At 69.0% G+C, this 26,143-nt stretch carries 27 protein-coding genes and 1 riboswitch; of the genes, 16 read left to right on the forward strand and 11 right to left on the reverse strand.

From position 1 onward, the window contains the following. Window positions 1-49: 49 nt before the first annotated feature. The 4 genes from ACFY1L_RS32540 to gcvT all read right to left on the reverse strand — a co-directional run bounded on the left by ACFY1L_RS32540 (window position 50) and on the right by gcvT (window position 4,396). Entirely contained in the window at window positions 50-1,417 is a 1,368-nt protein-coding gene (locus ACFY1L_RS32540) for an L-serine ammonia-lyase (protein ID WP_388831998.1), read from the reverse strand. A gap of 83 nt (window positions 1,418-1,500) precedes the next feature. Further along, window positions 1,501-2,766: a serine hydroxymethyltransferase gene (glyA, locus tag ACFY1L_RS32545; protein ID WP_388832001.1), complete on the reverse strand. Its 1,266-nt coding sequence runs from the start codon at window positions 2,764-2,766 to the stop codon at window positions 1,501-1,503. Between the two features lie 14 nt (window positions 2,767-2,780). After that, on the reverse strand, window positions 2,781-3,158 hold the full coding sequence (gene gcvH, locus ACFY1L_RS32550; protein ID WP_099931447.1) for a glycine cleavage system protein GcvH: 378 nt from the start codon (window positions 3,156-3,158) through the stop codon (window positions 2,781-2,783). A 119-nt stretch (window positions 3,159-3,277) separates the two neighbouring features. Further along, window positions 3,278-4,396, reverse strand: a complete 1,119-nt coding sequence (gene gcvT / locus ACFY1L_RS32555; RefSeq protein WP_388832004.1) for a glycine cleavage system aminomethyltransferase GcvT — start codon at window positions 4,394-4,396, stop codon at window positions 3,278-3,280. A gap of 167 nt (window positions 4,397-4,563) precedes the next feature. Beyond that, a riboswitch (glycine riboswitch) is annotated at window positions 4,564-4,664 on the reverse strand. 202 nt (window positions 4,665-4,866) lie between these two features. Here gcvT and ACFY1L_RS32560 point away from each other — a divergent pair. The 10 genes from ACFY1L_RS32560 to ACFY1L_RS32605 all read left to right on the forward strand — a co-directional run bounded on the left by ACFY1L_RS32560 (window position 4,867) and on the right by ACFY1L_RS32605 (window position 16,120). After that, window positions 4,867-5,535, forward strand: a complete 669-nt coding sequence (locus ACFY1L_RS32560) for an AAA family ATPase (RefSeq protein WP_388832007.1) — start codon at window positions 4,867-4,869, stop codon at window positions 5,533-5,535. 80 nt (window positions 5,536-5,615) lie between these two features. Then, entirely contained in the window at window positions 5,616-6,407 is a 792-nt protein-coding gene (locus tag ACFY1L_RS32565; RefSeq protein WP_388832010.1) for an enhanced serine sensitivity protein SseB, read from the forward strand. Window positions 6,408-6,507: 100 nt separating this feature from the next. After that, window positions 6,508-7,305 carry an enhanced serine sensitivity protein SseB C-terminal domain-containing protein gene (locus tag ACFY1L_RS32570; protein WP_388832013.1) on the forward strand — a complete coding sequence of 266 codons (798 nt, stop codon included), beginning with the start codon at window positions 6,508-6,510 and terminating at the stop codon, window positions 7,303-7,305. A 386-nt stretch (window positions 7,306-7,691) separates the two neighbouring features. After that, window positions 7,692-8,690: an ABC transporter permease gene (locus ACFY1L_RS32575; RefSeq protein WP_388832016.1), complete on the forward strand. Its 999-nt coding sequence runs from the start codon at window positions 7,692-7,694 to the stop codon at window positions 8,688-8,690. Between the two features lie 27 nt (window positions 8,691-8,717). Further along, window positions 8,718-10,469: an ABC transporter substrate-binding protein gene (locus ACFY1L_RS32580; RefSeq protein ID WP_388832019.1), complete on the forward strand. Its 1,752-nt coding sequence runs from the start codon at window positions 8,718-8,720 to the stop codon at window positions 10,467-10,469. A gap of 88 nt (window positions 10,470-10,557) precedes the next feature. Continuing rightward, window positions 10,558-11,568 (forward strand): ABC transporter permease, encoded by a 1,011-nt coding sequence (locus ACFY1L_RS32585; protein WP_388832022.1) that lies wholly within the window; start codon window positions 10,558-10,560, stop codon window positions 11,566-11,568. Beyond that, window positions 11,565-12,647 carry an ABC transporter ATP-binding protein gene (locus tag ACFY1L_RS32590; protein ID WP_388832025.1) on the forward strand — a complete coding sequence of 361 codons (1,083 nt, stop codon included), beginning with the start codon at window positions 11,565-11,567 and terminating at the stop codon, window positions 12,645-12,647. The genes ACFY1L_RS32585 and ACFY1L_RS32590 overlap by 4 nt, the downstream gene beginning before the upstream one ends. Window positions 12,648-12,661: 14 nt before the next feature. Further along, the gene (locus ACFY1L_RS32595) at window positions 12,662-13,927 is read left to right on the forward strand and encodes an ABC transporter ATP-binding protein (RefSeq protein WP_388832028.1); all 1,266 of its coding nucleotides are present in this window, start codon (window positions 12,662-12,664) and stop codon (window positions 13,925-13,927) included. 97 nt (window positions 13,928-14,024) lie between these two features. Then, complete coding sequence (locus ACFY1L_RS32600) at window positions 14,025-15,416, forward strand: M1 family metallopeptidase (protein ID WP_388832030.1); 1,392 nt, start codon at window positions 14,025-14,027, stop codon at window positions 15,414-15,416. A gap of 47 nt (window positions 15,417-15,463) precedes the next feature. Continuing rightward, complete coding sequence (locus ACFY1L_RS32605; RefSeq protein WP_388832033.1) at window positions 15,464-16,120, forward strand: trimeric intracellular cation channel family protein; 657 nt, start codon at window positions 15,464-15,466, stop codon at window positions 16,118-16,120. Here ACFY1L_RS32605 and ACFY1L_RS32610 read toward each other — a convergent pair. Then, a complete protein-coding gene (locus ACFY1L_RS32610; RefSeq protein ID WP_388832035.1) occupies window positions 16,029-17,255 on the reverse strand; it encodes an alpha/beta hydrolase in 1,227 nt (408 codons plus the stop codon). The two genes, ACFY1L_RS32605 and ACFY1L_RS32610, sit on opposite strands and share 92 nt — an antisense overlap. 176 nt (window positions 17,256-17,431) lie before the next feature. Between ACFY1L_RS32610 and ACFY1L_RS32615 the strand changes: the two genes are divergently transcribed. Further along, window positions 17,432-18,295 (forward strand): thioesterase family protein, encoded by an 864-nt coding sequence (locus ACFY1L_RS32615; RefSeq protein WP_388832037.1) that lies wholly within the window; start codon window positions 17,432-17,434, stop codon window positions 18,293-18,295. On the opposite strand, the gene ACFY1L_RS32620 is transcribed toward ACFY1L_RS32615, so the two are convergent. The 3 genes from ACFY1L_RS32620 to ACFY1L_RS32630 form a co-directional block, all read right to left on the reverse strand. Beyond that, window positions 18,282-18,443 (reverse strand): hypothetical protein, encoded by a 162-nt coding sequence (locus ACFY1L_RS32620; RefSeq protein WP_388832040.1) that lies wholly within the window; start codon window positions 18,441-18,443, stop codon window positions 18,282-18,284. The two genes, ACFY1L_RS32615 and ACFY1L_RS32620, sit on opposite strands and share 14 nt — an antisense overlap. A 30-nt stretch (window positions 18,444-18,473) precedes the next feature. Next, a complete protein-coding gene (locus ACFY1L_RS32625) occupies window positions 18,474-18,701 on the reverse strand; it encodes a hypothetical protein (protein ID WP_388832043.1) in 228 nt (75 codons plus the stop codon). A 110-nt stretch (window positions 18,702-18,811) separates the two neighbouring features. Beyond that, window positions 18,812-19,399: a TIGR03086 family metal-binding protein gene (locus ACFY1L_RS32630; protein WP_388832046.1), complete on the reverse strand. Its 588-nt coding sequence runs from the start codon at window positions 19,397-19,399 to the stop codon at window positions 18,812-18,814. 120 nt (window positions 19,400-19,519) lie between these two features. Between ACFY1L_RS32630 and ACFY1L_RS32635 the strand changes: the two genes are divergently transcribed. Further along, window positions 19,520-20,497 carry a helix-turn-helix transcriptional regulator gene (locus ACFY1L_RS32635; RefSeq protein ID WP_388832048.1) on the forward strand — a complete coding sequence of 326 codons (978 nt, stop codon included), beginning with the start codon at window positions 19,520-19,522 and terminating at the stop codon, window positions 20,495-20,497. A gap of 141 nt (window positions 20,498-20,638) precedes the next feature. After that, window positions 20,639-21,043 carry a hypothetical protein gene (locus ACFY1L_RS32640; RefSeq protein WP_388832051.1) on the forward strand — a complete coding sequence of 135 codons (405 nt, stop codon included), beginning with the start codon at window positions 20,639-20,641 and terminating at the stop codon, window positions 21,041-21,043. Window positions 21,044-21,121: 78 nt separating this feature from the next. On the opposite strand, the gene ACFY1L_RS32645 is transcribed toward ACFY1L_RS32640, so the two are convergent. Next, window positions 21,122-21,751 carry a TetR family transcriptional regulator gene (locus ACFY1L_RS32645; RefSeq protein ID WP_388832054.1) on the reverse strand — a complete coding sequence of 210 codons (630 nt, stop codon included), beginning with the start codon at window positions 21,749-21,751 and terminating at the stop codon, window positions 21,122-21,124. A 145-nt stretch (window positions 21,752-21,896) separates the two neighbouring features. Between ACFY1L_RS32645 and ACFY1L_RS32650 the strand changes: the two genes are divergently transcribed. From ACFY1L_RS32650 to ACFY1L_RS32660, 3 genes are all read left to right on the forward strand, one after another. Then, window positions 21,897-22,064 carry a hypothetical protein gene (locus ACFY1L_RS32650; RefSeq protein ID WP_361274179.1) on the forward strand — a complete coding sequence of 56 codons (168 nt, stop codon included), beginning with the start codon at window positions 21,897-21,899 and terminating at the stop codon, window positions 22,062-22,064. A gap of 36 nt (window positions 22,065-22,100) precedes the next feature. Then, window positions 22,101-22,379 (forward strand): DUF4190 domain-containing protein, encoded by a 279-nt coding sequence (locus tag ACFY1L_RS32655; RefSeq protein ID WP_361274176.1) that lies wholly within the window; start codon window positions 22,101-22,103, stop codon window positions 22,377-22,379. 148 nt (window positions 22,380-22,527) lie between these two features. After that, window positions 22,528-23,691, forward strand: coding sequence for a cysteine desulfurase family protein (locus ACFY1L_RS32660; protein ID WP_388832058.1), 1,164 nt, complete (start codon window positions 22,528-22,530; stop codon window positions 23,689-23,691). Between the two features lie 7 nt (window positions 23,692-23,698). Here the strand turns inward: ACFY1L_RS32660 and ACFY1L_RS32665 are convergent, their stop codons facing one another. After that, window positions 23,699-25,267 (reverse strand): multicopper oxidase family protein, encoded by a 1,569-nt coding sequence (locus ACFY1L_RS32665; RefSeq protein WP_388832061.1) that lies wholly within the window; start codon window positions 25,265-25,267, stop codon window positions 23,699-23,701. 186 nt (window positions 25,268-25,453) lie between these two features. Further along, window positions 25,454-26,113: an N-acetylmuramoyl-L-alanine amidase gene (locus ACFY1L_RS32670; RefSeq protein WP_388832064.1), complete on the reverse strand. Its 660-nt coding sequence runs from the start codon at window positions 26,111-26,113 to the stop codon at window positions 25,454-25,456. Between the last annotated feature and the right edge of the window lie 30 nt (window positions 26,114-26,143).

Below are 26,143 nucleotides of genomic sequence, written 5' to 3' on the forward strand. Positions count from 1 at the left end.
GCTCCCATGACCGCCCGAACTCCGGCGACACCACCTCCGGCGGTGCGCCTCAGCACTCGATGATGTTCACCGCGAGACCGCCCCGCGCCGTCTCCTTGTACTTGACGCTCATGTCCGCCCCGGTGTCCTTCATCGTCTTGATGACCTTGTCCAGGGACACCTTGTGCGAGCCGTCCCCCCGCATCGCCATCCGCGCCGCGGTGACCGCCTTGACCGCGGCCATGCCGTTGCGTTCGATGCAGGGGATCTGGACCAGGCCGCCGACCGGGTCGCAGGTGAGGCCCAGGTTGTGTTCCATGCCGATCTCGGCGGCGTTCTCGACCTGTTCGGGGGAGCCGCCCAGGACCTCGGCCAGTGCGCCCGCCGCCATCGAGCAGGCCGAGCCGACCTCGCCCTGGCAGCCGACCTCGGCGCCCGAGATGGAGGCGTTCTCCTTGAAGAGCATGCCGATCGCGCCCGCCGCCAGCAGGAAGCGGACCACTCCGTCCTCGTCGGCGCCCGGCACGAAGTTGATGTAGTAGTGCAGAACCGCCGGGATGATGCCCGCGGCACCGTTCGTCGGGGCGGTCACCACGCGGCCGCCTGCCGCGTTCTCCTCGTTCACCGCCATCGCGTAGAGCGTGATCCACTCCATCGCACGCGCCAACGGGTCGCCCTCCGCCCGGAGTTGGCGGGCGGACATCGCGGCGCGGCGGCGGACCTTCAGACCGCCCGGCAGGATGCCCTCACGGGACATGCCGCGGGAGACGCACGCCTGCATGACGCGCCAGATGTCGAGGAGCCCCTCGCGGATCTCCTCCTCCGTGCGCCAGGCCCGCTCGTTCTCCAGCATCAGCGCCGAGATCGACAGGCCCGTCTCGTTCGTCAGGCGCAGCAGCTCGTCGCCCGTGCGGAAGGGGTACTTGAGCACCGTGTCGTCGAGCTTGATGCGGTCCTCGCCGACCGCGTCCTCGTCGACGACGAAGCCGCCGCCCACCGAGTAGTACGTCTTCGACAGCAACTCCGTACCGGAGGCGTCGTACGCCCACAGGGTCATGCCGTTCGCGTGGTACGGGAGGGCCTTGCGGCGGTGCAGCTTCAGGTCGTCGTCGAAGGAGAACGGGATCTCGTGCTCGCCGAGCAGCCGGATCCGGCCGGACGACTTGATCGCCTCCACCCGCTCGTCGGCACGCTCCACGTCCACCGTCCGCGGCGAGGCGCCCTCCAGACCGAGCAGCACCGCCTTGGGGGTGCCGTGGCCGTGGCCGGTGGCGCCGAGAGAGCCGTACAGCTCGGAACGTATGGACGCCACGGAGCCCAACAGCTCCTCGTTGCGCAGACGGCGGGCGAACAAGCGTGCCGCCCGCATCGGGCCGACCGTGTGGGAGCTGGACGGGCCGATGCCGATCGAGAACAGGTCGAAGACCGAGATGGCCACGGTGACTCCTCAGAACGGAGTGGAACAAAGGGGGTGGGGTGTCCCGCTCACTACGAGTGTCCAGGACACCCCACAAAAAGGAACTACTTGTTCAGACCGGGGTACAGCGGGTGCCTGTCGGCCAGGGCCTTGACCCGGGCCTTCAGCGCTTCCGCGTCGTACGACGGCTTCAGGGCTTCCGCGATGACGTCGGCGACCTCGGCGAAGTCCGCCGCCTGGAAGCCGCGGGTGGCCAGCGCGGGCGTACCGATCCTGAGCCCCGACGTCACCATCGGCGGGCGCGGGTCGTTCGGGACGGCGTTGCGGTTGACCGTGATGCCGACCTCGTGCAGGCGGTCCTCGGCCTGCTGCCCGTCCAGCTCGGACTCCCGCAGGTCGACCAGGATCAGGTGCACATCCGTGCCGCCGGACAGGACATTCACGCCGGCCGCGCGGGCATCCGCGGCCGTCAGCCGCTCGGCGAGGATCCTTGCGCCCTCGACCGTGCGCTGCTGGCGCTCCTTGAACTCCTCGCTCGCGGCGACCTTGAAGGAGACCGCCTTGGCCGCGATGACGTGCTCCAGCGGGCCGCCCTGGAAGCCGGGGAAGACCGAGGAGTTCAGCTTCTTCGCGAACTCCTGCTTCGCCAGGATGATGCCGCCGCGCGGCCCGCCCAGCGTCTTGTGGGTGGTGGAGGTGACGACGTCGGCGTGCTCGACCGGGTTGGGGTGCAGGCCGGCCGCGACCAGGCCGGCGAAGTGCGCCATGTCCACCCACAGGTAGGCGCCGACGGCGTCGGCGATGCGGCGGAATTCGGCGAAGTCCAGCCGGCGGGGATACGCCGACCAGCCCGCGATGATCACCTTCGGGCGGTGCTCGGTGGCCAGCTTCTCCAGCTCGGCCATGTCGACCAGCCCGGTCTCCTCGTCCACGTGGTAGGCGACGACGTTGAACTGCTTGCCCGAGAAGTTCAGCCGCATGCCGTGGGTGAGGTGGCCGCCGTGGGCGAGGTCCAGGCCGAGGATGGTGTCGCCGGGCTGGGCGAGGGCGAACAGGGCGGCCTGGTTGGCGGAGGCGCCGGAGTGCGGCTGGACGTTGGCGTACTCGGCGCCGAACAGGGCCTTGAGACGGTCGATGGCGATCTGCTCGGCGACGTCGACGTGCTCGCAGCCGCCGTAGTAGCGGCGGCCGGGGTAGCCCTCGGCGTACTTGTTGGTCAGGACCGAGCCCTGGGCCTCCATGACCGCGAGCGGAGCGAAGTTCTCCGAGGCGATCATCTCGAGGGTGGACTGCTGGCGCTCGAGCTCGGCGTCGACCGCGGCGGCGATCTCCGGATCCAGCTCGTGCAGGGACGTGTTCAGTGCGGACATGCGTCTACGGCTCCTCAGCCGGCGTTCTGGGCGGTGTACTCGTCGGCGGAGAGCAGGTCGGCGGGCTCCTCGGTGACCCGGACCTTGAAGAGCCAGCCGCCCTCGAAGGGGGCCGAGTTGACCAGGGACGGGTCGTTGACGACGTCCTCGTTGATCTCGGTGACCTCACCGGTGACGGGGGAGTACAGGTCGCTGACCGACTTGGTGGACTCCAGCTCGCCGCAGGTCTCGCCCGCGGTCACGGCGGAGCCCACCTCGGGAAGCTGGGCGTAGACGACATCGCCGAGCGCGTTGGCCGCGAACTCCGTGATGCCGACCGTCGAGACGCCGTCCTCGGCGGCCGACAGCCACTCGTGCTCCTTGCTGTAGCGCAGCTGCTGGGGGTTGCTCATGGCCTGAATTCTCCTGTACGCGGGGAGTGGTGATGAATGGGGGACTGCTGGAAACGCGTGTGATCAGGGTGTATGTGCGCGGGGTCACGTCCACGGACGAGGCCGCCCGCGCTCAGTGTCTACTTCTGGCGCTTGTAGAAGGGCAGCGCCACGACCTCGTACGGTTCGTGGCTGCCGCGAATGTCCACGCCCACGCCGGGGGTGCCCGGCGCCGCGTGCGCCGCGTCGACGTACGCCATCGCGATCGGCTTGCCCAGCGTGGGGGAGGGCGCGCCGGAGGTGACCTCGCCGATCACCTCGCCGCCGGCCACGACCGGGTACCCGGCGCGCGGGACCCGGCGGCCCTCGGCGACCAGGCCGACCAGGACGCGCGGCGGGTTCTCCTCGGAACGGGCGGCGGCCTCCTGCAGGGCCTCGCGCCCCACGAAGTCGCCCTCCTTCTCGAACTTCACCACCCGGCCGAGCCCGGCGTCGAAGGGCGTGAGCGAGGTCGACAGCTCGTGCCCGTACAGCGGCATGCCCGCCTCCAGGCGCAGCGTGTCCCGGCAGGACAGCCCGCAGGGGACCAGGCCCACGCCCTCGCCCGCCTTGGTCAGCGCCTGCCACAGCTCGACGGCGTGCTCCGGTTTCACGAACAGCTCGAAACCGTCCTCGCCGGTGTACCCGGTGCGTGCGATCAGCGCCGGGACGCCGGCGACCGTGCCGGGCAGACCGGCGTAGTACTTCAGGCCGTCCAGGTCGGCGTCGGTGAGGGACTTCAGGATTCCCGGCGACTCGGGGCCCTGCACGGCGATCAGTGCGTACGCGTCCCGGTCGTCGCGCACCTCGGCGTCGAACCCGGAGGCGCGCTCGACGAGCGCGTCCAGTACCACCTGGGCGTTGGAGGCGTTGGCGACGACCATGTACTCGGTCGCGCCGAGCCGGTAGACGATCAGGTCGTCGAGGATGCCGCCGTCGGTCCGGCAGATCATGGTGTAGCGGGCGCGGCCGACGCCGACGGAGGCGATGTTGCCGACCAGGGCGTGGTTCAGCAGCCGGGCGGCCTCGGGGCCCGTGACGGTGATCTCTCCCATGTGCGAGAGGTCGAAGAGGCCGGCCTTGGTGCGCACGGCCAGGTGCTCGTCACGCTCGGAGCCGTAGCGCAGGGGCATGTCCCAGCCGGCGAAGTCGGTCATCGTCGCACCGAGCGAGCGATGCAGGGCATCGAGCGCGGTATGACGGGGTGCGGTGCTGCTCATCGGACGGTCGTCTCCCAAAGCAAGGCAGGACGGGCGAGGGCGTTCCTCCCCATCTGTCATCGGAACCTGAGAGGTTCGCCATGACCGCACGTGCTGACCACACGTGGGGATCCTGGCTTGCACCTTGGGTGGAGCCGCATGTGCAGCGGCCCGCTTTTCAGATGTGCCTCGCCCGCGCGGTAACGGGGCCTGAGAGATTCAAGGGAGGGACTTGCTCCTTCGGCGCCCCGGCAGACGGTGCTGCTGGGGACTCTCCCGCGCGGATTCAAACGGCCGGTATGCAGTTGGCGCGCACATCATTGCACGCCTCGTCGGGTCGCGGCAGGCCGCACTTGCCACTCCTTTCGGGCCCCTCCTTTTGTGACCGGCCTGTGGCCATAAGCGAACGGAACCGGGAGACACCGTGCATTACCTTCTCTTTACATTCGATGGGGAGAACCTTTCCTGACCCCGCAGGGAGGACGATCACGGTGAACAGGACCACGGCGTACGCCACGACCTCGGCCGTCGCGCTGCCGAAGCAGCCCTCGGCCCCGGCCCGCGAGCGGTGCCAGGAGCGCCCGGCGCCGGTTGTCCGCGACTTCCGCGAGCGCTCCGGCCGCAGCCCGCACGCCCTGCTGTTCGGCCCCCGCGACCTCGTGGTGATCACCGGTCTGCCCGGCAGCGGCAAGTCCACGCTGATGGAGCGCGCGGTGCGGGGCATCCGCATCGACTCCCAGGACACCCGCGACCGCTGGGACGCCCGTATGTCCCGCTTCCTGCCGTACGCGGTCTACCGCCCCCTGGTCCGCCTGGCCCACTTCGCCGGGCTGCGCCGCGCGCTGCGCAGCGGCAAGGGAGTCGTCGTGCACGACTGCGGCACACAGGCCTGGGTGCGCGGCTGGCTCGCCCGGGAGGCCCGCCGCCGGGGCGGCATCCTGCACCTGCTGCTCCTCGACGTCACGCCGGGAACCGCCCTGGAGGGCCAGCGCGAGCGCGGCCGCGGCGTCTCGCGGTACGCGTTCCTGCGCCACCGCACGGCGGCCGCCCGGCTGATCCGCTCCGTGGAGCAGGGCGACCTGCCCGAGGGCTGCGGCTCGGCGGTGCTGCTCGACCGGGACGCGGCGGACGTACTGAGCAGGATCGGCTTCACGGGCTGAGGTCGTGACCGAGGCCGTTTCGGGCCGTACCCGCTAGCCTTTCTGCCTCAGCAGTGATTCTCAGCAGGCGGTCAGGACAGATGGACTTCCCAGCGGATCTCCCCGCGGACTTTCCCATGCAGGCGCACCCCCATCCGCACGGCGGATGGCCCGGCAACGAGCTGGAGGAGGTGCTGTCGGCCTCCCTGGGCATGCCCTCGGCGGGCGGCCGGATCATCGAGGTCCTCGGCCGCAGCTTCGTCTGGATCCCGCTGCCCAACGGCGGCGGCCCGCACAGCGGCCCCCTCGACCTGCCCACGCTGGAGATCGAGGGTCAGGCGTACGTCCCGGTCTTCAGCTCCGAGGAGCAGTTCCGCCAGGTCGTCGGCTCCCACATGGGGTACACGATCGCCCCGGCCGTCGAGTTCGCCCGCGGCCTGCCCCCGCAGGTGGGCCTCGCGGTCAATCCGGACGGCGTGGTCGGCGTCCCCCTCCCTCCGGCCGCGGTCGCCGAACTCTGCCGGGTGGGCCGCACGCCCCTGGACGGCCCGACGTCGGGCGGCCGGGTCAAGCTCTTCGAACCGGACTGGCAGGACGACCCGATCGACTTCCTGGCGGCCGCCTCGGCCGAGTTCGCGGAGACGGGCGTGGTCGTCACGGCCCGCCGCTGCCTCGCGGCCGTCGAGACGGCGCATCCGGTGATGTTCGTGGGCGTCGAACTCTCCCAGCGGGAGGGCGACTTGAGGGCCCTCCCGCTGCAGGCCCTGGAACGGGCCGTGACCAGGGTTGCGACCCAGTGGCCGGTCAACCTGGTCCTCCTGGATGTGACGGAGGACCCGGTGGCCAACTGGATGAGGGAAAACGTCCGGCCCTTCTATCAGTACGGCCACTAGGACTCCCCGACCCGCACTCGCGAACACACACCAGGTCCCGACCTTCCAGACGCTTAAGCTGTGGGCATACGCGGGGCAACCATCAGAAGGGGCGGTACACGTGAGCGCCAGCGGCACCACGACCGGGACGGTCGAGCACATGCTGCGCCAGGTGACGCCGGGGCGCTACGACGCCTACGAGGCACTGCTCCGCGCGCTCGCGACCCCCGGCTCCGGCCAGGTCTGGATGCTCCTGTGGCACGGCCAGGCAGGCTCCCCGGACGCCCAGTACGGAAACATGGAGGTGGAGGGCTACGGATACGCCCCGTGCGTCACTTCAGCCCAGGAGCTCTCGGCCAGCGGCTGGAACCGCTCCTATGAAGTGGTCGACGGACTCGACGTCGCCCGCACCCTCTACCCCGACCACTTCGGCCTCTGGCTGAACCCGCACGCCCCCGGCGGCGGCGTCGGCATCCCCTGGCTCGACCTGCGCCGTATCGCCACCGGCCTGGAGCGCCAGCCCGCCGGTCCCCTGCGGCTGTCCGAACCCGGCATCGAGATCCCGCAGTTCTACGCCCTGCTCGCGCAGAACGCCCACCGCACCCCGGCCGTCCGCGCCCTGCGCCGCGCCTGGGTACAGCCGGCGCTCGGGGCGCCGTACCTCGCCATCGGCCTGGATGTATACGACACCAGCCCGCCCGCGGTGGACTCGGTGCGGGCGATGATGCAGCAGTCCATCGGCGCCGTCCCGGACGGCCTGCCGGTGTCGACCGTGGCGATGTCCGACGAGTACGACCCGGTCGCCCTGTGGATGCGCGCAAGCGCCCGCCCCTTCTACGACCGCGAGGCCCACGCGGCCGCTCCGGCCCAGGCGCCGGCGTCGGGATACGGCTACCCGCCGGTGCACGGCGGATACTGAGACGGCCACCCGCCCGCGCCGGGGCGGGAGTTGATCTGCGCGCGTAGAGGCGGGCGGAAGATCCCACTCTGTCCCCAAAGGTCGCAACTGAACCGCGTCCGGCCCCGGTGCACGGCTGTCCGGATAACGGAACCCCCCAGACAGCATCACGGTTGCGCATACTTTCTCCATCAGACCTGGCGCGTGATCGCGAGCGCGTTGAAGACTCGCCTCTCAGACGCGAGGAATGTCGATCCTGTGAGCGAGTACCGATCGGTACCAATCGAGGATCACCTGGACAGTCGGGCCGTAACCATCTGCGGCCGCCGCGCAGCAGGCAAGCGAACCAAGCCGCCCACAGCGGCGGACAAAGGCCGGTCACCACCGGCGAGAGGGGTCAGGTCATTGTGACCGCACCGATCGAGACCACGGGGGCGGAAGCCGGAGCGCAGCCCGAGGCCGTGCTCGCCGGGGCCAAGAAGAGCCAGATCGAAGGGCGTTCCCTCACTCAGATCGCCTGGACCCGGTTCAAGCGGGACAAGGTGGCCGTGGCGGGCGGCATCGTCGTCATCTGCCTCACGCTGATGGCCATCCTGGCCAAGCCGATCGAGTGGATCTTCGGGCTCGACCCCGACAAGTTCCACCAGGACCTGATCGACCCGGCGCTGCTGGCGCCCAAGGGCGGCTGGGGCGGCATGAGTTGGTCCCACCCGCTCGGTGTCGAGCCGCAGTACGGCCGCGACATGCTGGCCCGCATCATCGACGGTTCCTGGGTCTCGCTCCTCGTCGCCGGCGGCGCCACGGTGCTGTCGGTGGTGATCGGCACCGTGCTGGGTGTCGTCGCCGGGTACTACGGCGGCTGGGTGGACAGCATCGTCAGCAAGCTGATGGACACCTTCCTCGCCTTCCCGCTGCTGCTCTTCGCCATCGCCATCTCGGCTTCGGTGCAGGACGGCTTCTTCGGACTCAACGGCCTGTCGCTGCGCATCTGCGTGCTGATCTTCGTGATCGGCTTCTTCAGCTGGCCCTACATCGGCCGTATCGTGCGCGCCCAGACGATGAGCCTGCGCAAGCGTGAGTTCATCGAGGCGGCCCACAGTCTCGGGGCACGTGGTCCGTACGTCCTGTTCCGGGAACTGCTCCCCAATCTCGTCGCGCCGATCCTCGTCTACTCGACGCTGATCATCCCGACGAACATCCTCTTCGAGGCCGCGCTGAGCTTCCTCGGAGTCGGCATCGCTCCGCCGCAGGCCTCCTGGGGCGGAATGCTCAGCAACGCCGTGGATCTCTACACCGCAGATCCGCAGTACATGTTCGTGCCCGGACTGGCGATCTTCATCACCGTCCTGGCCTTCAACCTGCTGGGTGACGGGCTGCGTGACGCACTCGACCCTCGCAGCAAGTGATCCATCGATAGAGGGGGCTTTCCTCACGTGAAGACGAGAAGGGTTACCGCCGCCGTTGCGTCGGTACTGGCGCTCTCGCTCGGCGCCGCAGCCTGTGGCGGCGGTGGCGGCAAGGACGACAGCAGTGGCGGCGCCGGCAAGAAGGACGCGGCGCTCGACGCCATCGTCAACGTGTCGAACAAGAAGGGGGGTTCGGTCACGCTGGAGGACTCCGACGTGCCGGACTCCCTGGACCCGGGCAACACGTACTACGGGTTCGTGCAGAACTTCTCGCGCCTCTACGCGCGTACGCTCGTCACGTTCAAGCCCGCCGCGGGCAAGGCCGGTCTCCAGGTCGTCCCCGACCTCGCGGAGTCCCTGGGCAAGCCCAGCGCCGACGCCAAGACGTGGACGTACAAACTGCGTTCGGGCCTGAAGTTCGACGACGGTACGCCGATCACGTCCAAGGACGTGAAGTACGCGATCGAGCGCTCCAACTTCGCGCCCGAGGCCCTGTCCAACGGCCCCACGTACTTCAAGGCCTACCTGGTCGGCGGCGACAAGTACAAGGGTCCCTACAAGGACAAGTCGGCCGGCGGCCTGAAGTCGATCGAGACCCCGGACGATCAGACGATCGTCTTCAAGCTGAACCAGCCGTTCGCGGACTTCGACTACCTGGCGACCTTCTCCCAGACGGCCCCCGTGCCGGCGGCGAAGGACGACGGTGCGAAGTACGTGCAGCACATCGTGTCCTCCGGCCCCTACAAGTTCCAGTCGTACGAGGAGGGCCGCAGCGCCACCCTCGTCCGCAACACGAACTGGGACCAGAAGACCGACACGGTCCGCAAGGCACTGCCGGACAAGATCACGGTCAAGTTCAAGGTCAACCCGGTCACCATCGACAACGACCTGCTGGCCGACAAGATCACGGCCGACATCGCGGGCACCGGCGTCCAGCCGCAGACCCAGCCGAAGGTGCTGAGCGGCAAGTACGCCAAGCAGACGGACAACTCCTACGCGGGTGCGACCTCGTACATCGCGCTGAACGTCCACGTGGCTCCGTTCGACAACGTCCACTGCCGCAAGGCCGTTCAGTGGGCCGTCGACAAGCAGTCGATCCTCGACGCCATCGGTGGTTCGCCGAAGGGTGACGTGGCCACCACGCTGCTGCCGCCGTCGGTCAACGGCTACACGAAGTTCGACACCTACCCGTCCTCCGGGCACAAGGGTGACGCGGCCAAGGCCAAGGCGGAGCTCAAGCAGTGCGGCAAGCCGAACGGCTTCTCCACCACGCTGACGGCCCGTTCGGACCGTCCCGCCGAGATCGCCCAGGCCACCGCCATCCAGAACTCGCTCAAGAGCGTCGGCATCAAGGTCGAGATCAAGCAGTTCCCCTCCGGCAAGTACTTCTCCAACTTCGCCGGTGTCCCGAGCTACGTCCACGAGCACAAGCTGGGCATGCTCTCCATGGCGTGGGGTGCCGACTGGCCGACCGGCTACGGCTTCCTGGACCAGATCATCAACGGTGCGGCCATCAAGCCGTCGGGTGGCAACAACCTGATGGAGCTGGACGACCCGAAGATCAACAACGCGCTGAAGAGCGCGATCGCCAACACCGACGCCGCGGCCCGTACCAAGGCCTGGGGCGACATCGACAAGATGGTGCTCGACAACGCCTCGGTGGTCCCGCTCGTCTACCGCAAGAACCTGTTGCTCCGGCCGACGTCCGCTACCAACGTGACGGTCACGCAGGCGTACCTCGGCATGTACGACTACCTGCTGCTGAGCTCGTCGAAGTAAGCACAGGCCGGATTCCCTGAAAGGCAGGTGAAGGCACCGGGCGGCCGGGACGGACAACTCCGTCCCGGCCGCTCGGAGCCGCACAGCTGTGGCTGCGTACATCATCCGACGCGTCTTGGGCGCATTTGTACTGCTGCTGGTGGTCAGCGCAGTCACGTTCGGCATCTTCTTCCTGGTGCCACGCCTTGGCGGCCAGACGGCCACCCAGCTGGCCACCCAGTACGTCGGCAAGGACGCCAACCCCGAGTCCATTGCCGCGATCAAGAAGAACCTGGGTTTCGACCAGCCCATCTACATCCAGTACTGGGACTACATCAAGGGCCTGTTCGTGGGCGCCGACTACAAGTTCGGCCCCGACGCCACGCACTGTGACGCCCCGTGCTTCGGTTACTCCTTCAAGAGCCACGTCGAGGTGTGGCCGCAGCTCACGCAGCGCATCCCGGTCTCCTTCTCGCTGGCCGTCGGTGCCGCGGTGATCTGGGTGATCTTCGGTGTCACCACCGGTGTCATCTCGGCGCTGCGCAAGGGCAGTCCGATCGACCGCATCTCGATGTTCATCGCGCTCGCCGGCGTCTCCCTGCCGATCTTCTTCACCGGTCAGGTCATCAACGCCCTCTTCGTCTACCAGTGGCCCATCTGGGACAGCACGGACTACGTGCCGTTCACCCAGAACCCGGCCGACTGGGCCTGGCACCTGATGCTGCCCTGGATCAGCCTCGCATTCCTCTTCTCCGCCCTCTACGCCCGGCTCACCCGGGCGGGCATGCTGGAGACCATGGGCGAGGACTACATCCGGACGGCACGGGCCAAGGGCCTCAAGGAGTCCACGGTCGTCACCAAGCACGGCCTGAGGGCCGCGCTGACGCCCATCGTCACCATTTTCGGCATGGACTTCGGCACCCTGATCGGTACCGCGGTGCTGACCGAGACGGTGTTCTCCCTGCAGGGCATCGGTGCGTACTCGATCCAGGCCATCAAGGACAACGACCTGCCGATCGTCATGGGCGTGACGCTGGTCGCCGCGTTCTTCATTGTCTTCTGCAATCTCATCGTCGACTTGGTGTACGCAGCCATCGACCCCCGCGTGAGGTACTCGTGAGCAAGCTCGAAAAGGCGGCGCTGGGCGAACCGGCCACCGTCGCCCCCACCGACGCCGACGACGCGTTCCTCTCCGTTCGCGATCTGCGCATCCACTTCAACACCGACGACGGTCTGGTCAAGTCGGTGGACGGTGTCAGCTTCAGCGTGCGCCGCGGCCAGACCCTGGGCATCGTCGGCGAGTCCGGCTCCGGCAAGTCCGTCACCTCGCTCGGTGTGATGGGCCTGCACCGGCAGGCGAACGCCCGGGTCTCCGGCGAGGTCTGGCTGGACGGCCAGGAGTTGATCGCCGCCGACCCCGACGAGGTGCGGCGGCTGCGCGGCCGGAAGATGGCCATGATCTTCCAGGACCCGCTGTCGGCGATGCACCCGTTCTACAGCGTCGGCCAGCAGATCATCGAGGCCTACCGGGTCCACCACAAGGTGAACAAGAAGGTGGCCAGGCAGCGGGCCATCGAGATGCTGGACCGCGTGGGCATCCCGGAGCCGGCCAAGCGAGTCGACGGCTACCCGCACGAGTTCTCCGGCGGTATGCGCCAGCGCGCGATGATCGCCATGGCGCTGGTGAACAACCCCGAACTGCTCATCGCGGACGAGCCGACCACCGCCCTGGACGTCACCGTGCAGGCACAGATCCTCGACCTGATCCGGGATCTGCAGAAGGAGTTCGGCTCCGCGGTCATCATGATCACGCACGACCTCGGCGTGGTCGCCGAGATGGCCGACGACCTGCTGGTCATGTACGGCGGCCGGTGCGTGGAGCGCGGCCCGGCGGACTCGGTGTTCTCCGAGCCCCGCCACCCCTACACCTGGGGTCTGCTCGGCTCGATGCCGCGGCTCGACCGCGAGGACACCGACCGGCTCATCCCGATCAAGGGCTCCCCGCCCTCCCTGATCAACGTCCCGGACGGCTGCGCCTTCAACCCGCGCTGCCCGTACGCCGACATTCCGAAGGACAACGTCACCCGCACGGTCCGGCCCGAGCTCAGCGAGGTCGGCACCCGGCACTGGGCCGCCTGCCACATGAGCACGGAGCAGCGGGAGCGTATCTGGACCGAAGAGATTGCGCCGAAGCTGTGAGCGAGGACAAAGCAGTGACCATCCCTGCGCAGAGCGACGGTGCCACCCTCAACAAGGACGCCGCCCACGGCGAGACCCTGCTGAAGGTGACCGGGCTCCAGAAGCACTTCCCGATCCGCAAGGGCCTGCTCCAGCGGCAGACCGGCGCGGTGCGCGCCGTCGACGGCATCGACTTCGAGGTCCGCAAGGGCGAGACCCTCGGTGTCGTGGGCGAGTCCGGTTGCGGCAAGTCGACCATGGGCCGGCTGATCACGCGGCTGCTCGAACCGACCGGCGGAAAGGTCGAGTTCGAGGGCCGGGACATCACGCACCTCGGTGTCGGTCAGCTGCGGCCGATGCGGCGCGACGTGCAGATGATCTTCCAGGACCCGTACTCCTCGCTGAACCCGCGCCACACGATCGGCACCATCGTCGGTGCCCCCTTCAGGCTGCAGGGCGTCCACCCCGAGGGCGGCGTGAAGAAGGAGGTCCAGCGGCTGCTGTCGGTGGTCGGCCTCAACCCCGAGCACTACAACCGCTATCCGCACGAGTTCTCCGGCGGTCAGCGCCAGCGCATCGGCATCGCCCGCGCGCTCGCCCTGAACCCGAAGCTGGTCGTGGCGGACGAGCCGGTCTCCGCGCTGGACGTGTCGATCCAGGCCCAGGTCGTCAACCTGCTGGACGACCTCCAGCAGGAGCTGGACCTGACGTACGTGATCATCGCGCACGACCTCTCGGTGGTCCGGCACGTCTCGGACCGGATCGCGGTGATGTACCTCGGCAAGATCGTCGAGCTGGCCGACCGCGAGTCGCTGTACAGGGCGCCGATGCACCCGTACACCAAGGCGCTCATGTCGGCGGTGCCGATCCCGGACCCGAAGCGGAAGAACGTCAAGAGCGAGCGCATCCTGCTCAAGGGCGACGTGCCCTCGCCGATCTCCCCGCCGAGCGGCTGCCGCTTCCACACCCGGTGCTGGAAGGCGACGGAGATCTGCAAGACGACCGAGCCGAAGCTCGTCGAGCTGAAGCCCGGTCAGCAGGTCGCCTGCCACCACCCGGAGAACTTCGAGGACCAGGCCCCGCAGGACACGGTGCTGCTGACCGTGGCCAAGGAGGCGGCCGAACTGGTCTCGGACGAGGTGCTGGCGGAGTCGGCGGAGACGTCGGCCGCGGTGGCTGCCGTAGCGGCGGCGGAGACCTCTTCCGAAGAGGCCGCTACCGAAGAGGCCGTCACCGAAGAGGCCGTCACCGACGAGGTTCCGGAAGCGGAATCCGACCGCCAGGAGTCAACCGACAAGTAACGCATGACAAGTTGGCAAAGTCATGTGCATGACCGAACGGGAGAGTTCAGAGTCGTCCGTGTCCGACTTATCGGCACACGCTCGAAAGGGACGACTCATGAAACTCTCCCGTTCGACACGCTTAGGGGCCGTCGCGACAGCGGCGGCTTCTTTCTTCGCCATCGCCGCCTCCTCGGGTCCGGCCCCCGGAGCCCCCGGCATCGGCGACACCTACTTCCCGAACCTCGGCAACGGCGGCTTCGACGCCCGCCACTACGCCCTCGACGTGGCGTACAACCCCGACACCGACCGCCTCGACGGCCGTACGACACTCACGGCGCACGCCACCCAGAGCCTCTCCTCCTTCGATCTCGACCTGCAGAAACTCGAGGTCACCAGGGTCGAAGTGAACGGCAGACGCGCCGAGTTCACCCGCGACGGCGACGAACTGCGCATCACCCCGCGCGGCTTTCTGCCCAAGGGCCGCGACTTCACGGTCTCCGTCACCTACGGCGGCGTCCCCGAACCCCTCGGCGGCCCCATCGTGTTCGGCTCCAGCTACGGCTGGATGAAGACCGCCGACGGCGTCTTCGTCGCCTGCGAACCCAACGCCGCCTCCACCTGGTTCCCGTCCAGCGACCACCCGGACGACAAGGCCACCTACGACATCCGCATCAAGGCCCCCAAGGGCCTGACCGGCGTCTCCAACGGCCGGCTCGTCTCGACGTACGACAAGGGCGACTCGACGTACACCCACTGGCGCGAGAACAAGCCCATGGCGACCTATCTCGCGACCGCGACGATCGGGAAGTTCGACGTGAAAACCGGTCGGACGCCGTCCGGGATCCCGATCTACGTCGCCATCGACCCGGTGCTCGCGAACAGCAACAACGTCGACGTGTACGCCGTCACCGCCGCCGCCACCGACTACTGGTCGCAGGTATTCGGGCCGTACCCCTTCGAGGAGACCGGCGCGATCGTCGACGACATGCCCGAGGCCGGGTTCTCGCTCGAGGTGCAGTCGAAGCCGATCTACTCGGCGGTGCGCAACGAGACGACGATCGTGCACGAGCTGGCCCACCAGTGGTTCGGCGACTCGGTGTCCGTGGAGCGCTGGAAGGACATCTGGCTCAACGAGGGCTTCGCCACCTACGCCCAGTGGCTGTGGGCCGAGCACCAGGGCACCCGCAGTGCCCACGACTCGTTCCTGGCCGCGTACAACGCCCGCCCCGCCGACAACGCCTTCTGGCAGATCACCGTCGGCGACCCGCAGCGCGACACCATGTTCGCCTCCGCGGTCTATCAGCGAGGCGCGATGACCCTCCAGATGCTGCGCGAACGCATCGGCGACGCCGCCTTCTTCAAGCTGCTGCCGACCTGGACGAAGATCCATCGCTACGGCAACGCGAACACCGCCGACTTCATCAAGCTGGCGGAGAAGGTCAGCGGCCGGCAGCTGGACGATCTTTTCCAGACCTGGCTGTTCACGACAGGGAAACCGGCCCTCTGACCCTTGCATTGCAAGGGGAGCACCCTCTCATAGGTAAGAATGTATGGGTGTTTCAGCAACTGTTCAGCCCCTCCGTCCAGCACACGCTCGACCTCGTCGGCATCTTCGTGTTCGCCATCTCCGGCGCGCTGCTGGCCGTCCGCAAGAACTTCGACATCTTCGGCCTGGCCGTACTTGCCGAGGTCACCGCGCTGGGCGGGGGGCTGTTCCGGGACCTGATCATCGGTGCGGTACCGCCCGCCGCCTTCACGGACCTCGGCTACTTCATCACCCCGCTCCTCGCCGCCCTCCTGGTCTTCTTCCTGCACCCTCAGGTGGAGCGCATCCAGGTCGGCGTGAACGTCTTCGACGCGGCCGGCCTCGGCCTGTTCTGCGTCGCCGGGACGACGAAGGCGTACGAGTACGGTCTCGGCCTCACCCAGTCCGCGACCCTCGGCCTCGCCACCGCCGTCGGCGGCGGTGTCCTCAGGGACGTGCTCGCCAACGAGGTGCCGTCACTGCTGCGCTGGGACCGCGACCTGTACGCGGTCCCGGCGATCGTCGGCGCCACCATGGTCGCCCTGTGCATCCGCTACGACGCCCTGACCCCGTTCAGCAGCGGCTTCGCGGCCGTCACCGCCTTCGTCCTGCGCCTGCTCGCGATGAGGTTCCACTGGCGAGCTCCGCGCGCGTGGAACCGGCGGTCGACGGTGCGAGAGGAGTAGAGCCGGACCTGACCTTCGGACGGTTCTTGCCCATCTCCAGCGTCAGCCAGCGGAACACCGTCGGCACCTGCGGCCGCCACAGCGCCATCGTGTGACCGCCCGCGCTGCGCGGCAGGAACACCACGTGCACGGTCGTCGGAGCCTTGGCGATGGACTCCAGGGCCACACCGGCCTGGTAGCCGTCTCCGGACTCGCCCGAGATGTACAGCGCGATCGGCGGCGCGGTGCGCTTGTTCCTCAGCAGCAGATAGGGGTTGTTCTCGGCCCGCAGGGTCGGGTTCTGCGCGGCGAGCGAATTGCGTTCGCCGATCGGGTCGTTGTAGCCGGACATGCCGACCGCCGCGCGGTAGCGGTCGGGGTGGGCGACGGCCAGCTTGACCGCGCAGTGCGCCCCGGCCGAGTACCCGGCGACCGCCCAGCCCTTGGGGGCGGGCTCGGCGCGGAAGTTGTCCATGACCATCTTCGGTACGTCGATGCTGAGCCAGCTGTCGGCGTTGACCGTGCCCGGGATGTTCGCGCAACCCGTGTCCACCCCGGCCAGCAGGTTGGTGCGCGGGGCGACCAGGATGAACGGGGCGACCTGGCCGTCCCGCATCAGCGGCTCCAGCTGCCTGGTCCCCTTCATCGACCCGAACCACGCCTTCGCCGAGCCGGGGTAGCCGGGCAGCAGTTCCACCACCGGGAACTTGTGGTGGCGGTAGCGGGGTTCGTTGTACTGCGGCGGCAGCCAGACGTAGACCTCGGCGTTCACGCCGGAGACGCGGCCCTTGAGCTGTGTCTCGCGCACGCCGTGCATACCGGGTCCGCCGGCCCAGGTGAAGTTCTGCCTGACCTTGGGCAACCGTTTCAGCGCTATTCCGCCGGTGCCGTCGGCGCCGAGGTCGGCGGCCTGCTGCACATGGTTGCCCGTGCCGAGCAGGTCGGCCCAGTTGTCGTAGAGGCCGTTGGCGTTGTTGACCATGACGAAGACCAGCGCGACCGCGGTTCCCTGGGCGAACAGCAGCATCAGCATCCGGGCCACGGCACGCAGGGCCTTCGGCCCGCGGACCCGTGACCACAGGACGAGCGGCACTGTCAGGGCGACCGCGAACAGCACGATCAGCGTGTAGAGGAACGGAGTCCCGGTGAGGCTCATGTCCCCATAGAGGGGGAGAGGTGTTTCCGGGTTCAGGGCGAGTCCGGACACTTACCAAGAAATTGCCGGAACCTCACCCAGGAGGACGGGCGGGGGCGGCGCAGGAACATGCAGGTGTCACGCAGCCGTAATAGCAAAAGCTACCGCTTAGTAATTTCTCGTTGTACGGTTCAGACATGCCAGAAGCAGCTTCCGCGCCGGCCGTCGCACGGGCCGGGATCGGCGACAGCGAGTTCGACCGCGACACCGCGCTCACCCCGCGCGCCCCCGGCGTCTACGACATCGACCTGTCCGCCGGCTGGACCATCATCAACGCCGTCAACGGCGGCTATCTGCTGGCCGTCCTGGGCCGCGCGCTCGCGGACGCCCTGCCGCACGCGGACCCGTTCACGATCTCGGCGCACTACCTGACGGCGTCCCAGCCGGGCCCGGCGGTCGTCCGCACGGAGGTCGTCCGCACCGGTCGCACCCTCTCCACCGGCCAGGCCTCGCTCTTCCAGTACGACGAGCAGGGCCGCGAGGTGGAACGCATCCGCGTCCTCGCCTCGTACGGCGACCTGGACGCGCTGCCGGACGACGTCCGTACGACGGCGAAGCCGCCCGCGTTCCCGCCCATGGACCAGTGCTTCGGCCCCCAGGACGGACCTGCCCCCGTCTCCGGCAGCTCCGCGATCGCCGACCGCCTGATGATCAAGATCGACCCGTCGACCCTGGGCTGGGCGCTGGGTGCCCCCTCGGGCAAGGGCGAGATGCGCGCCTGGTTCGGCCTCGCGGACGGCCGGGACGCCGACCCCCTCTCCCTCCTCCTGGCGGTGGACGCCCTGCCGCCCACCGCCTTCGAACTCGGCCTGAAGGGCTGGGTCCCCACGGTCGAACTCACGGTCCACGTCCGCTCCCGCCCGGCCCCGGGCCCCCTCCGCGTCTCCATCACCACCCGCAACCTCGCCGGCGGCTTCCTGGAGGAGGACGCCGAGGTGTGGGACAGCGACGACCGCCTGGTCGCCCAGTCCCGCCAGCTGGCGCGGGTCAGGCTCGGCTGAGCGAGTCCCGGCCCAGCCAGGCGGCCAACTGCCCGTAACTGTCGGCTCCTTCGGGGGCCGTCAGGGCGGTGGCGAAGGGGGTGTCCGCGTCCCGCCGCGTGGCCGACAGGGCCGCACGGCCCGGGACCTCGCCCCACGGCACGTGCATGGCTGCTTGTGTTGAGGGAAGTGCGGGGAGTCAGGCTCGGGTGAGTGGCTCTCGTCCGAGCCAGGCTGCCAACTGCTGGTAGGTGTCGGCCTCTGCGGGGGTCGGGAGGACGTCGGCGAAGGGGGTCTGTTCGTCGCGTTGCGGGTCCGGAAGGACGCGGCGGGCGGTGGTGAGGGCGAAGTCGGCCAGTTCCGGGTCGAGTTCGAGGGGGTGACCGAGGGAGTCCGAGAGGTCCCAGGTGTGGGTCACCAGTTCCATGACGCTGTATCCGATTTGCGGCTCCGCCGCGTGGCCGACAGGGCCGCACGGCCCGGGACCTCGCCCCACGGCACGTGTATGGCTGCTTGTGTTGAGGGAAGTGCGGGGAGTCAGGCTCGGGTGAGTGGCTCTCGTCCGAGCCAGGCTGCCAACTGCTGGTAGGTGTCGGCCTCTGCGGGGGTCGGGAGGACGTCGGCGAAGGGGGTCTGTTCGTCGCGTTGCGGGTCCGGAAGGACGCGGCGGGCGGTGGTGAGGGCGAAGTCGGCCAGTTCCGGGTCGAGTTCGAGGGGGTGGCCGAGGGAGTCCGAGAGGTCCCAGGTGTGGGTCACCAGTTCCATGACGTAGCCCGACAGGGCTGCTCGGCCCGGGACCTCGCCCCACGGAACGCGGACCGGGGCCTCCATGCGGGTGTCGCTCTCCCAGGCCTTCAGGACCCGGGTGCGGACCTCGTCGTACGCCGTCGTCCAGGCGTCGTCCGGCACGTCGTCGACGAAGGGGCGCACGGCCATGCCGTCGCCGCCCTCGCCGACCACCGCGATGCGCAGGGTGCCGCCGACCATGTGGCTGAGCAGGGTGCGTACGTCGAACTCGGTACAGGGGGTCGGGCCGGTCAACTGCTCGGGCCGTACGGTCTTGATGAGCGCGGCCGCCTGCTCGGTGGCGCGGGTGTAGACGGGGCGGGGGTCGACGGCGTTCATGGTCACGGGCTCCTCGGTGAGTTCGTGCGTTCGTGAGTCGGTACGCCGAGAGTCCCCGGATAACCTGACAGTTTCCGTCAGCATTTGCGGACGGCCTGCGGGTGGCGCGATTCTGGGGGCGTGAAGTCCGACCGCCTGCTCTCGATCCTGCTGCTCCTGCAGACCCGCGGCCGCGTCCCCGCGCACGAACTCGCCCAGCGGCTCGAGGTGTCGGTGCGGACCATCTACCGGGACATCGAGGCGCTTTCGGCTTCCGGAGTGCCCGTCTACGCCGAGCGCGGGCGGCACGGCGGCATCGAGCTGCTCGCGGGATTCCGTACGGATGTGACCGGCCTGACCGCCGACGAGTCCCGTGCCCTGTTCATCCTGGCCGCCCAGGGCGCGCACGCCGCGCTCGGCCTGGACGCGGCGCTCGGCTCGGCGCTGCGCAAGGTGATGGCCGCGCTGCCGGCGCCGCACCGCCCGGCCGCCGAGGTGACCAGCCGCCGCATCCTCGTCGACGCCACGCGCTGGAAGGGCGGACCGCAGAAAGCGGTGGACCTGGACGTGCTGCAGGACGCCGTCTTCGCCGACCGGCGCCTCAGGCTGCGCTACCGGCACAGCGGCGAGCGGGAGGCGCGGACGTACACCGTCGACCCGTACGGCCTCGTGTCGAAGGCCGGCGTCTGGTACCTGGTCGCCGACCGCCGCGCGAAACCGCAGCTCTTCCGCGCCGACCGGGTGCACTCCGCCACCGCCCTCACGGACCCGGTGAAACGGCGGCCGGGCGTCGAACTCGCCGACGCCTGGGAGGTGTTGCGCCGCCAGGTCGAGGAGCGGCCCGGCGGACTCGACGTCACCGTCCGCGTCCGGCGCGACCGCCTCGACATGTTCCTGCGCCTGAACGCCGCGCAGCTCGCCGGGCTCCCCGACGACGACGGCGAGAGCGAGTGGGTCACCGCACGGCTGTCGTACCGCTTCGTCGGCGAGGCTCGTCAACTGCTCGCGTTCACCGACCGGGTGGAGGTCCTCTCGCCGCCCGAGGTGCGCGAGGAGCTGGCCGCCGCGGCCGCTTCTGTCACGGACTTGTACCAGCGAGTAGGCGAGGGCGGTCTGTGAATTCGCAGGTCAGAGCGCCGTCTTGAGGTGCGCTTTACCTGAATCACAGGCCGGGGACAGTGGGGGCCCAAGGAACCCCCAAGCGCCGTTGATTGAGTTCCCGCACTCAAGACTCCCTCATCTTCCTTGGAGTTGTTTCTCATGAAGCGTGTGCGTCTCGTCCCCGCAGTGGCCCTGCTGGCGCTCTCGCCTCTGGTCCTGGCGGCCTGCGGCTCGAGCGACTCCTCGTCGTCCTCGAACAGCGGCAACTCCGGGCAGCAGCAGGCCTGTTCGGCCCCGTCCGGCGCGGCGAGCGGCGCCCCGTCCGGCATGCCGAGCGGCGCCCCGTCGGGCGCCCCGACCGGCAACGCGACCGCCAAGCCCACCGGTACGCCGTCGGGTGTGCCGAGCGGCGCGCCCAGCGGCGGCCCCGGTGGCGGCGGCCAGGGCGGCGGTCCCGGCGGTGGCGGTCAGGGCGGCGGCTGTGGCGGCGGTGGCGGCCAGGGCGGTCCCGGCGGTGCCGCCCCCAGCGGCGCCCCGAGCCGGCAGGCCACGACGAAGAACTGACCTCGCGGCCCGTACGACAGGGGCGGCACTCCCGGTGAACGGGCGTGCCGCCCCTGCGTGTTGCCCGGGATCGCGGGCTCAGTCCGTCTGCCAGTGATGCCGGCCGATGCTGATCAGCCGCATCTGGCGGGTGGCGATCTGCGCGACCTGCTCCCGGTCCTCCTCGGTGCCCTCCAGCGCCTCCAGGAACAGCGAGGCGGTGATCAGCATCTGGTCCACGTACAGATGGGCCAGCATGAGCAGGTCGTCCTCGCTCCAGCCCTCCGACTCGGGGTCCTTGGCGAGTTCCGTGCTCACCTCCTCGGCGAACCGCGCGAGTTGGTCCCGGATCGCCTCCCGTACCGGCTGAACCCCGCCATGTCGCTCACGGGCGATAAAACGGATATGGGCGGGATGCGCGTCCACATGACCGGCGATCAACTCAATGGCGCGCGCTATGCGTTCCTCGCTGCTGTCCGCCGCGGTCACCGTCGTGCGGATCATCGGGTGCAGGCTGCCCAGCGCCTCCTCGACCAGGGCCACGCCGAGGTCCGCGGTGGAGCGGAAGTGGCGGTAGAAGGCGGTCGGGGCGACGCCGACGGCGCGTGTGACCTCGCGCAGACCCAGACTGCTCAGGCTCTGCTCCTCCAGCAGGCCGAGCGCCGCGTCGAGCAGCGCCTGCCGGGTCTTCTGTTTCTGGGCCTGCCGGATGCCGAGGGTGTGACTCATGTCATCCAGTTAACAACTGTTCTCTGGATTTGAAAAGCCGTAAGGCGCGCTAGACTCTGGAGTCAGTGAACAACTGTAACTACAACTGTTCACCGAACCGTAACGAGAGACGCCCCTAGAGGCGTCTCGGAGGGGGATCAATCCCATGCTGTTCCTCGTTGCCGCACTTCTGCTCTTCGGTGCCGTGCTGGGCACCGTGGCCCACGCGCCGTTCACCTTCACCCTCGTCGCCGCCGCCGTCATCGGTGCCTGGCTCGGCATCTTCGCGCTGCGCGAGCGCCACGGCCGCAGGCAGAACACGACCGCCAACTGACCGTCCGCACGACCGACTTCCTGGAGCTGACCCGTCATGCAACTCACCGCACCGGCCAACGGCCGCACCGCCCCCGCCCCCACCCGCCGTGACGCCGACGGCATGGCCGTGGCGTCCTTCATCCTCGGCCTCGTCGGCCTCCTCGTCCTGAACGTCTTCCTCGGCCCGATCGCCATCGTCCTGGCTGCCGCGGCTCTGTGGCGGGGCACCAAGCGCCGCGGCCGTGCCTTCCTGGGTCTGGGCCTGGGCGTCGCCGACCTGCTGGTCCTGGTGGCGTTCATGCAGGTGGACAGCACGATTTCGTGGAGCTTCTAGGAGTGACCTCCCGTGTGGTGACAGGCGGCCCGGGACGAGCCGCACCACCGCGGGGCCTCCTGGCCGCGACCTCCGGCACCGTCCGGTTGCAGGCCGCGCGACCTTGACGCGAGGGCCCTGAGTCCGGCCCCGTAGAATCGTGCCCACCATGGCTTACCTCGACCACGCCGCGACGACCCCGATGCTCCCCGAGGCGGTCGAGGCGATGACCGCCCAGCTGAGCAGCACCGGCAACGCCTCCGCCCTGCACGCGTCCGGCCGCCGCGCGAGGCGCACCGTCGAGGAGGCCCGCGAAACGCTCGCGGAAGCGCTCGGCGCCCGCCCCAGCGAGGTCGTTCTCACCTCCGGCGGCACCGAGGCCGACAATCTCGCCGTCAAGGGCCTGTTCTGGGCCCGCCGTGACGCCGACCCGAACCGCACCCGTGTCCTTGCCAGCCCCGTCGAGCACCATGCCGTCCTCGACGCCGTGCACTGGCTCGGCGAACACGAGGGTGCGAACGTCGAGTACCTCCCGGTCGACTCCTACGGACGAGTGCACCCCGAGGCACTGCGCGAGGCGATCGCCCGCAACCCCGGCGACGTGGCCCTGGCGACCGTGATGTGGGCGAACAACGAGATCGGCACGGTCATGCCGGTCCGTGAACTGGCGGACGTGGCAAAGGAGTTCGACGTCCCCCTGCACGCCGACGCCGTCCAGGCCTTCGGCCAGGTGCCCGTCGACTTCGCCGCCTCCGGCCTCGCCGCGATGACGGTGTCCGGCCACAAGATCGGCGGTCCGTACGGCATCGGGGCCCTGCTCCTCGGCCGTGAGTACACCCCCGTGCCCGTACTGCACGGCGGCGGCCAGGAGCGCCATGTCCGCTCCGGCACCCTCGACGTCCCCGCGGTCGCCTCCTTCGCGGTCGCGGGCCGGCTGGCCGCCGAGCAGCGCGAGTGGTTCGCCCGGGAGATCGGCGCCCTGCGCGACAGCCTCATCGAGGCGGTCCGTGCGGCGGTCCCCGACGCGATCCTCGGCGGCGACCCGGTCGACCGCCTCCCGGCCAACGCCCACTTCACGTTCCCCGGCTGCGAGGGCGACTCCCTGCTCCTGCTCCTCGACGCCCAGGGCATCGAGTGCTCCACCGGCTCCGCCTGCACCGCGGGCGTCGCCCAGCCCAGCCACGTCCTCCTCGCCACCGGCACCGCCCCGGACCTGGCCCGCGGCACCCTCCGCTTCTCCCTCGGCCACACCTCCACGGAGGCGGACGTGGAGGCCCTGGAGAAGGCGATCGGCCCCGCGGTCGAGCGTGCGCGCGCCGCGGGGCTGACCTGATACCGCGCTAACTCTCCGTCACCATCAGGGACGCCATCATGCCCTCGTCCTCGTGCTGCAGAAGATGGCAGTGGAGCATGTACATGTAGGTGTCGTCGGAGAAGTCCGTGAACTCCATCGCGATCTCTATGGAGCCACCGCCGACCACCTCGTACGTGTCGTACCAGCCGAGTTCGACGCCGGTCGGATCCTCGCCGTTGACCGAGATCAGCTGGAACGGCACGTCGTGCAGATGGAACGAGTGCTCCAGCTGTGTGCTGTTCTTGACCGTCCAGATCTCCTTCGAGCCCAGCGTGGTGCTGATCATCGCCATGGACGACATGCTCGTCCCCGCCGAGCCGTTGATCAGCATCGTCGTGCCGCTCTGGCCGAGCGTGATCGTGCGCGCCGTGAAGTCGCTGGTGTCGTACCGGTCGATGGTGTTGAGCGTGCTCGGCAGGTCGTCCGGGGTGTCCGTGCCGCTCGCGGTGACCGTCAGGAAGTCGTACGTGCCGCTGCCGCCCCGCACCCAGCCGGTCGTGATGACCGCCTGCAGTGTGACGTCGTCCGAGAGGTCCATGACCATCTCCGCGCGGGCACCGGCCACCAGGCGGATGCTCGTCACGTCGGCGGCCTCGGTGAGATAGCCCTGGTCGGTGGCGATCTGCGTCATCGTGCCGCCGTCGCTGCGCTGGACGGTGATGATGTCGGACGGCGAGGCGTTGAGGATCCGGAAGCGCGTGCGGGTCTTGGTCGCCTCGAAGGTGAGCGTGGTGTCGTCGACGTTCGTGCCGTTGCACAACACCGGGTAGACCAGGCCGCTGCTCAGGTAGCCGGTCAGGTCGTACTTGATGTCACCCGACGTGTCCGACGCCAGACACTGCAGGATGATCGGGATGTCGTCCACGCCGTAGTCGCTGGGCAGCGCCGAGGACGTGTCGGAGTCGTCCTCGACGATGATCATGCCGGTCAGGCCGTGCACCGCCTGCTTGGCCGTGGTGCCCAGGGCGTGCGGGTGGTACCAGAGCGTCTTGGCCTCGTCCTTCACCTCGAACGTCGGTGACCAGGTCTCGCCGTCGGAGAAGGCGACTTGGGGGCCGCCGTCCATCTTGGCCGGGACATGTGCGCCGTGGAAATGGACGGTGGTGTCCTCGTCGATGCTGTTGGTGATGTTGAGCAGGACCGTGTTGCCGCTGGTCCACTTCATGGTGGGGCCGAGGAAGGCCTGGTTGTAGCCCATGGTGGAGCTGGTGACACCGCTGACCACCTCGCTGGAGCCGGTCTGTGCCTCCAGCGTGAAGGTGGTCGTGCTGTCGGAGGTGGTGCCCTCCAGGAGGTCGGGGACGGTCAGGGTGGCGGTGTTGGTCGCCGCGCCCGCCTTGTTTTTTCCCGCCTCGGTCAGCAGCGAGAAGGTCGCCCCGGCCGCCGCGACCGCCCCGAGGCCTGCCCCGGCCATCCCGCCGAGGAAGGTGCGCCGGTGCATGCCCTTGCCCTTGCGGGTGTTCTTGCGGTGTTCGCCCTTGGTGGGGGTGTTCTTGGAATGGTCGTTTTCGGCGTCTCTGCCCGTACCGGAGCCGGGCTCTGCGATGTGAGTCATGGCTGGGGATGTTTGACCTAAGGGCTGTGTAAGAACTGGGGCGAAGTTAGGAGCAAGCCGCGCAGCCTGTGAGTGTGCCGTGCGCGTCGATCATCCCCAACTCCGTTGAAAAAAAGCCAAGTTGACGATGCCCTGATCACGCGAGGGGCATGGGACGCATCGGACACATCAGGTCCGGGAAATGTTTTACACCTTCGTTGACGAAGCCTGGCGTACGAGCTTCATGTACCGGTCCCAGTCCCAGTACGGTCCCGGATCGGTGTGGTCCGTCCCCGGCACCTCCACATGCCCGATGATGTGCTCCCGGTCGACGGGTATGTCGTACCGCCTGCAGATCCCGGCCGTCAGCCGCGCCGAGGAGGCGTACATCGCGTCCGTGAACGAGGATCTGCGCTCCACGAAGCCCTCGTGCTCGATGCCGACACTGCGTTCGTTGTACTCCCGGTTGCCGGCGTGGAACGCCACGTCCAGCTCGCGGATCATCTGGGTGATCCGCCCGTCCTTGCGGACGATGTAGTGGGCCGCCGCCCGGTGGTCCGGGTCCTGGAAGGCCTTGACCGCGCTCGAGAAGCCGCCCTGGGTGACATGGACGACCACCCGGTCTATCGAGTAGTCGTCCGGCCGGTCGGCCCGGCGGTAGTTCGCCGGTGAGGCCGCCACCCAGCGCGCACCTCGGAAGTCGACCGCGCCCGCCACCCGTGGCTTCTCCACGCCGGGCAGCCGCCACCACAGATGCGCCAGCTCGTCGCGCGCCAGCACGGCCGTGCCGACGGCGGCCGCGGCCCCGCCCAGCAGCAGTGCACGGCGCCCAAGCCGCTTGTCGGTGTCCTTCTTGCTCGCCCCCATGTGATCACCAACGGATACTCGTGGGCTCCG

This window comes from Streptomyces sp. NPDC001663, assembly GCF_042893105.1.
Classification (GTDB): domain Bacteria; phylum Actinomycetota; class Actinomycetes; order Streptomycetales; family Streptomycetaceae; genus Streptomyces.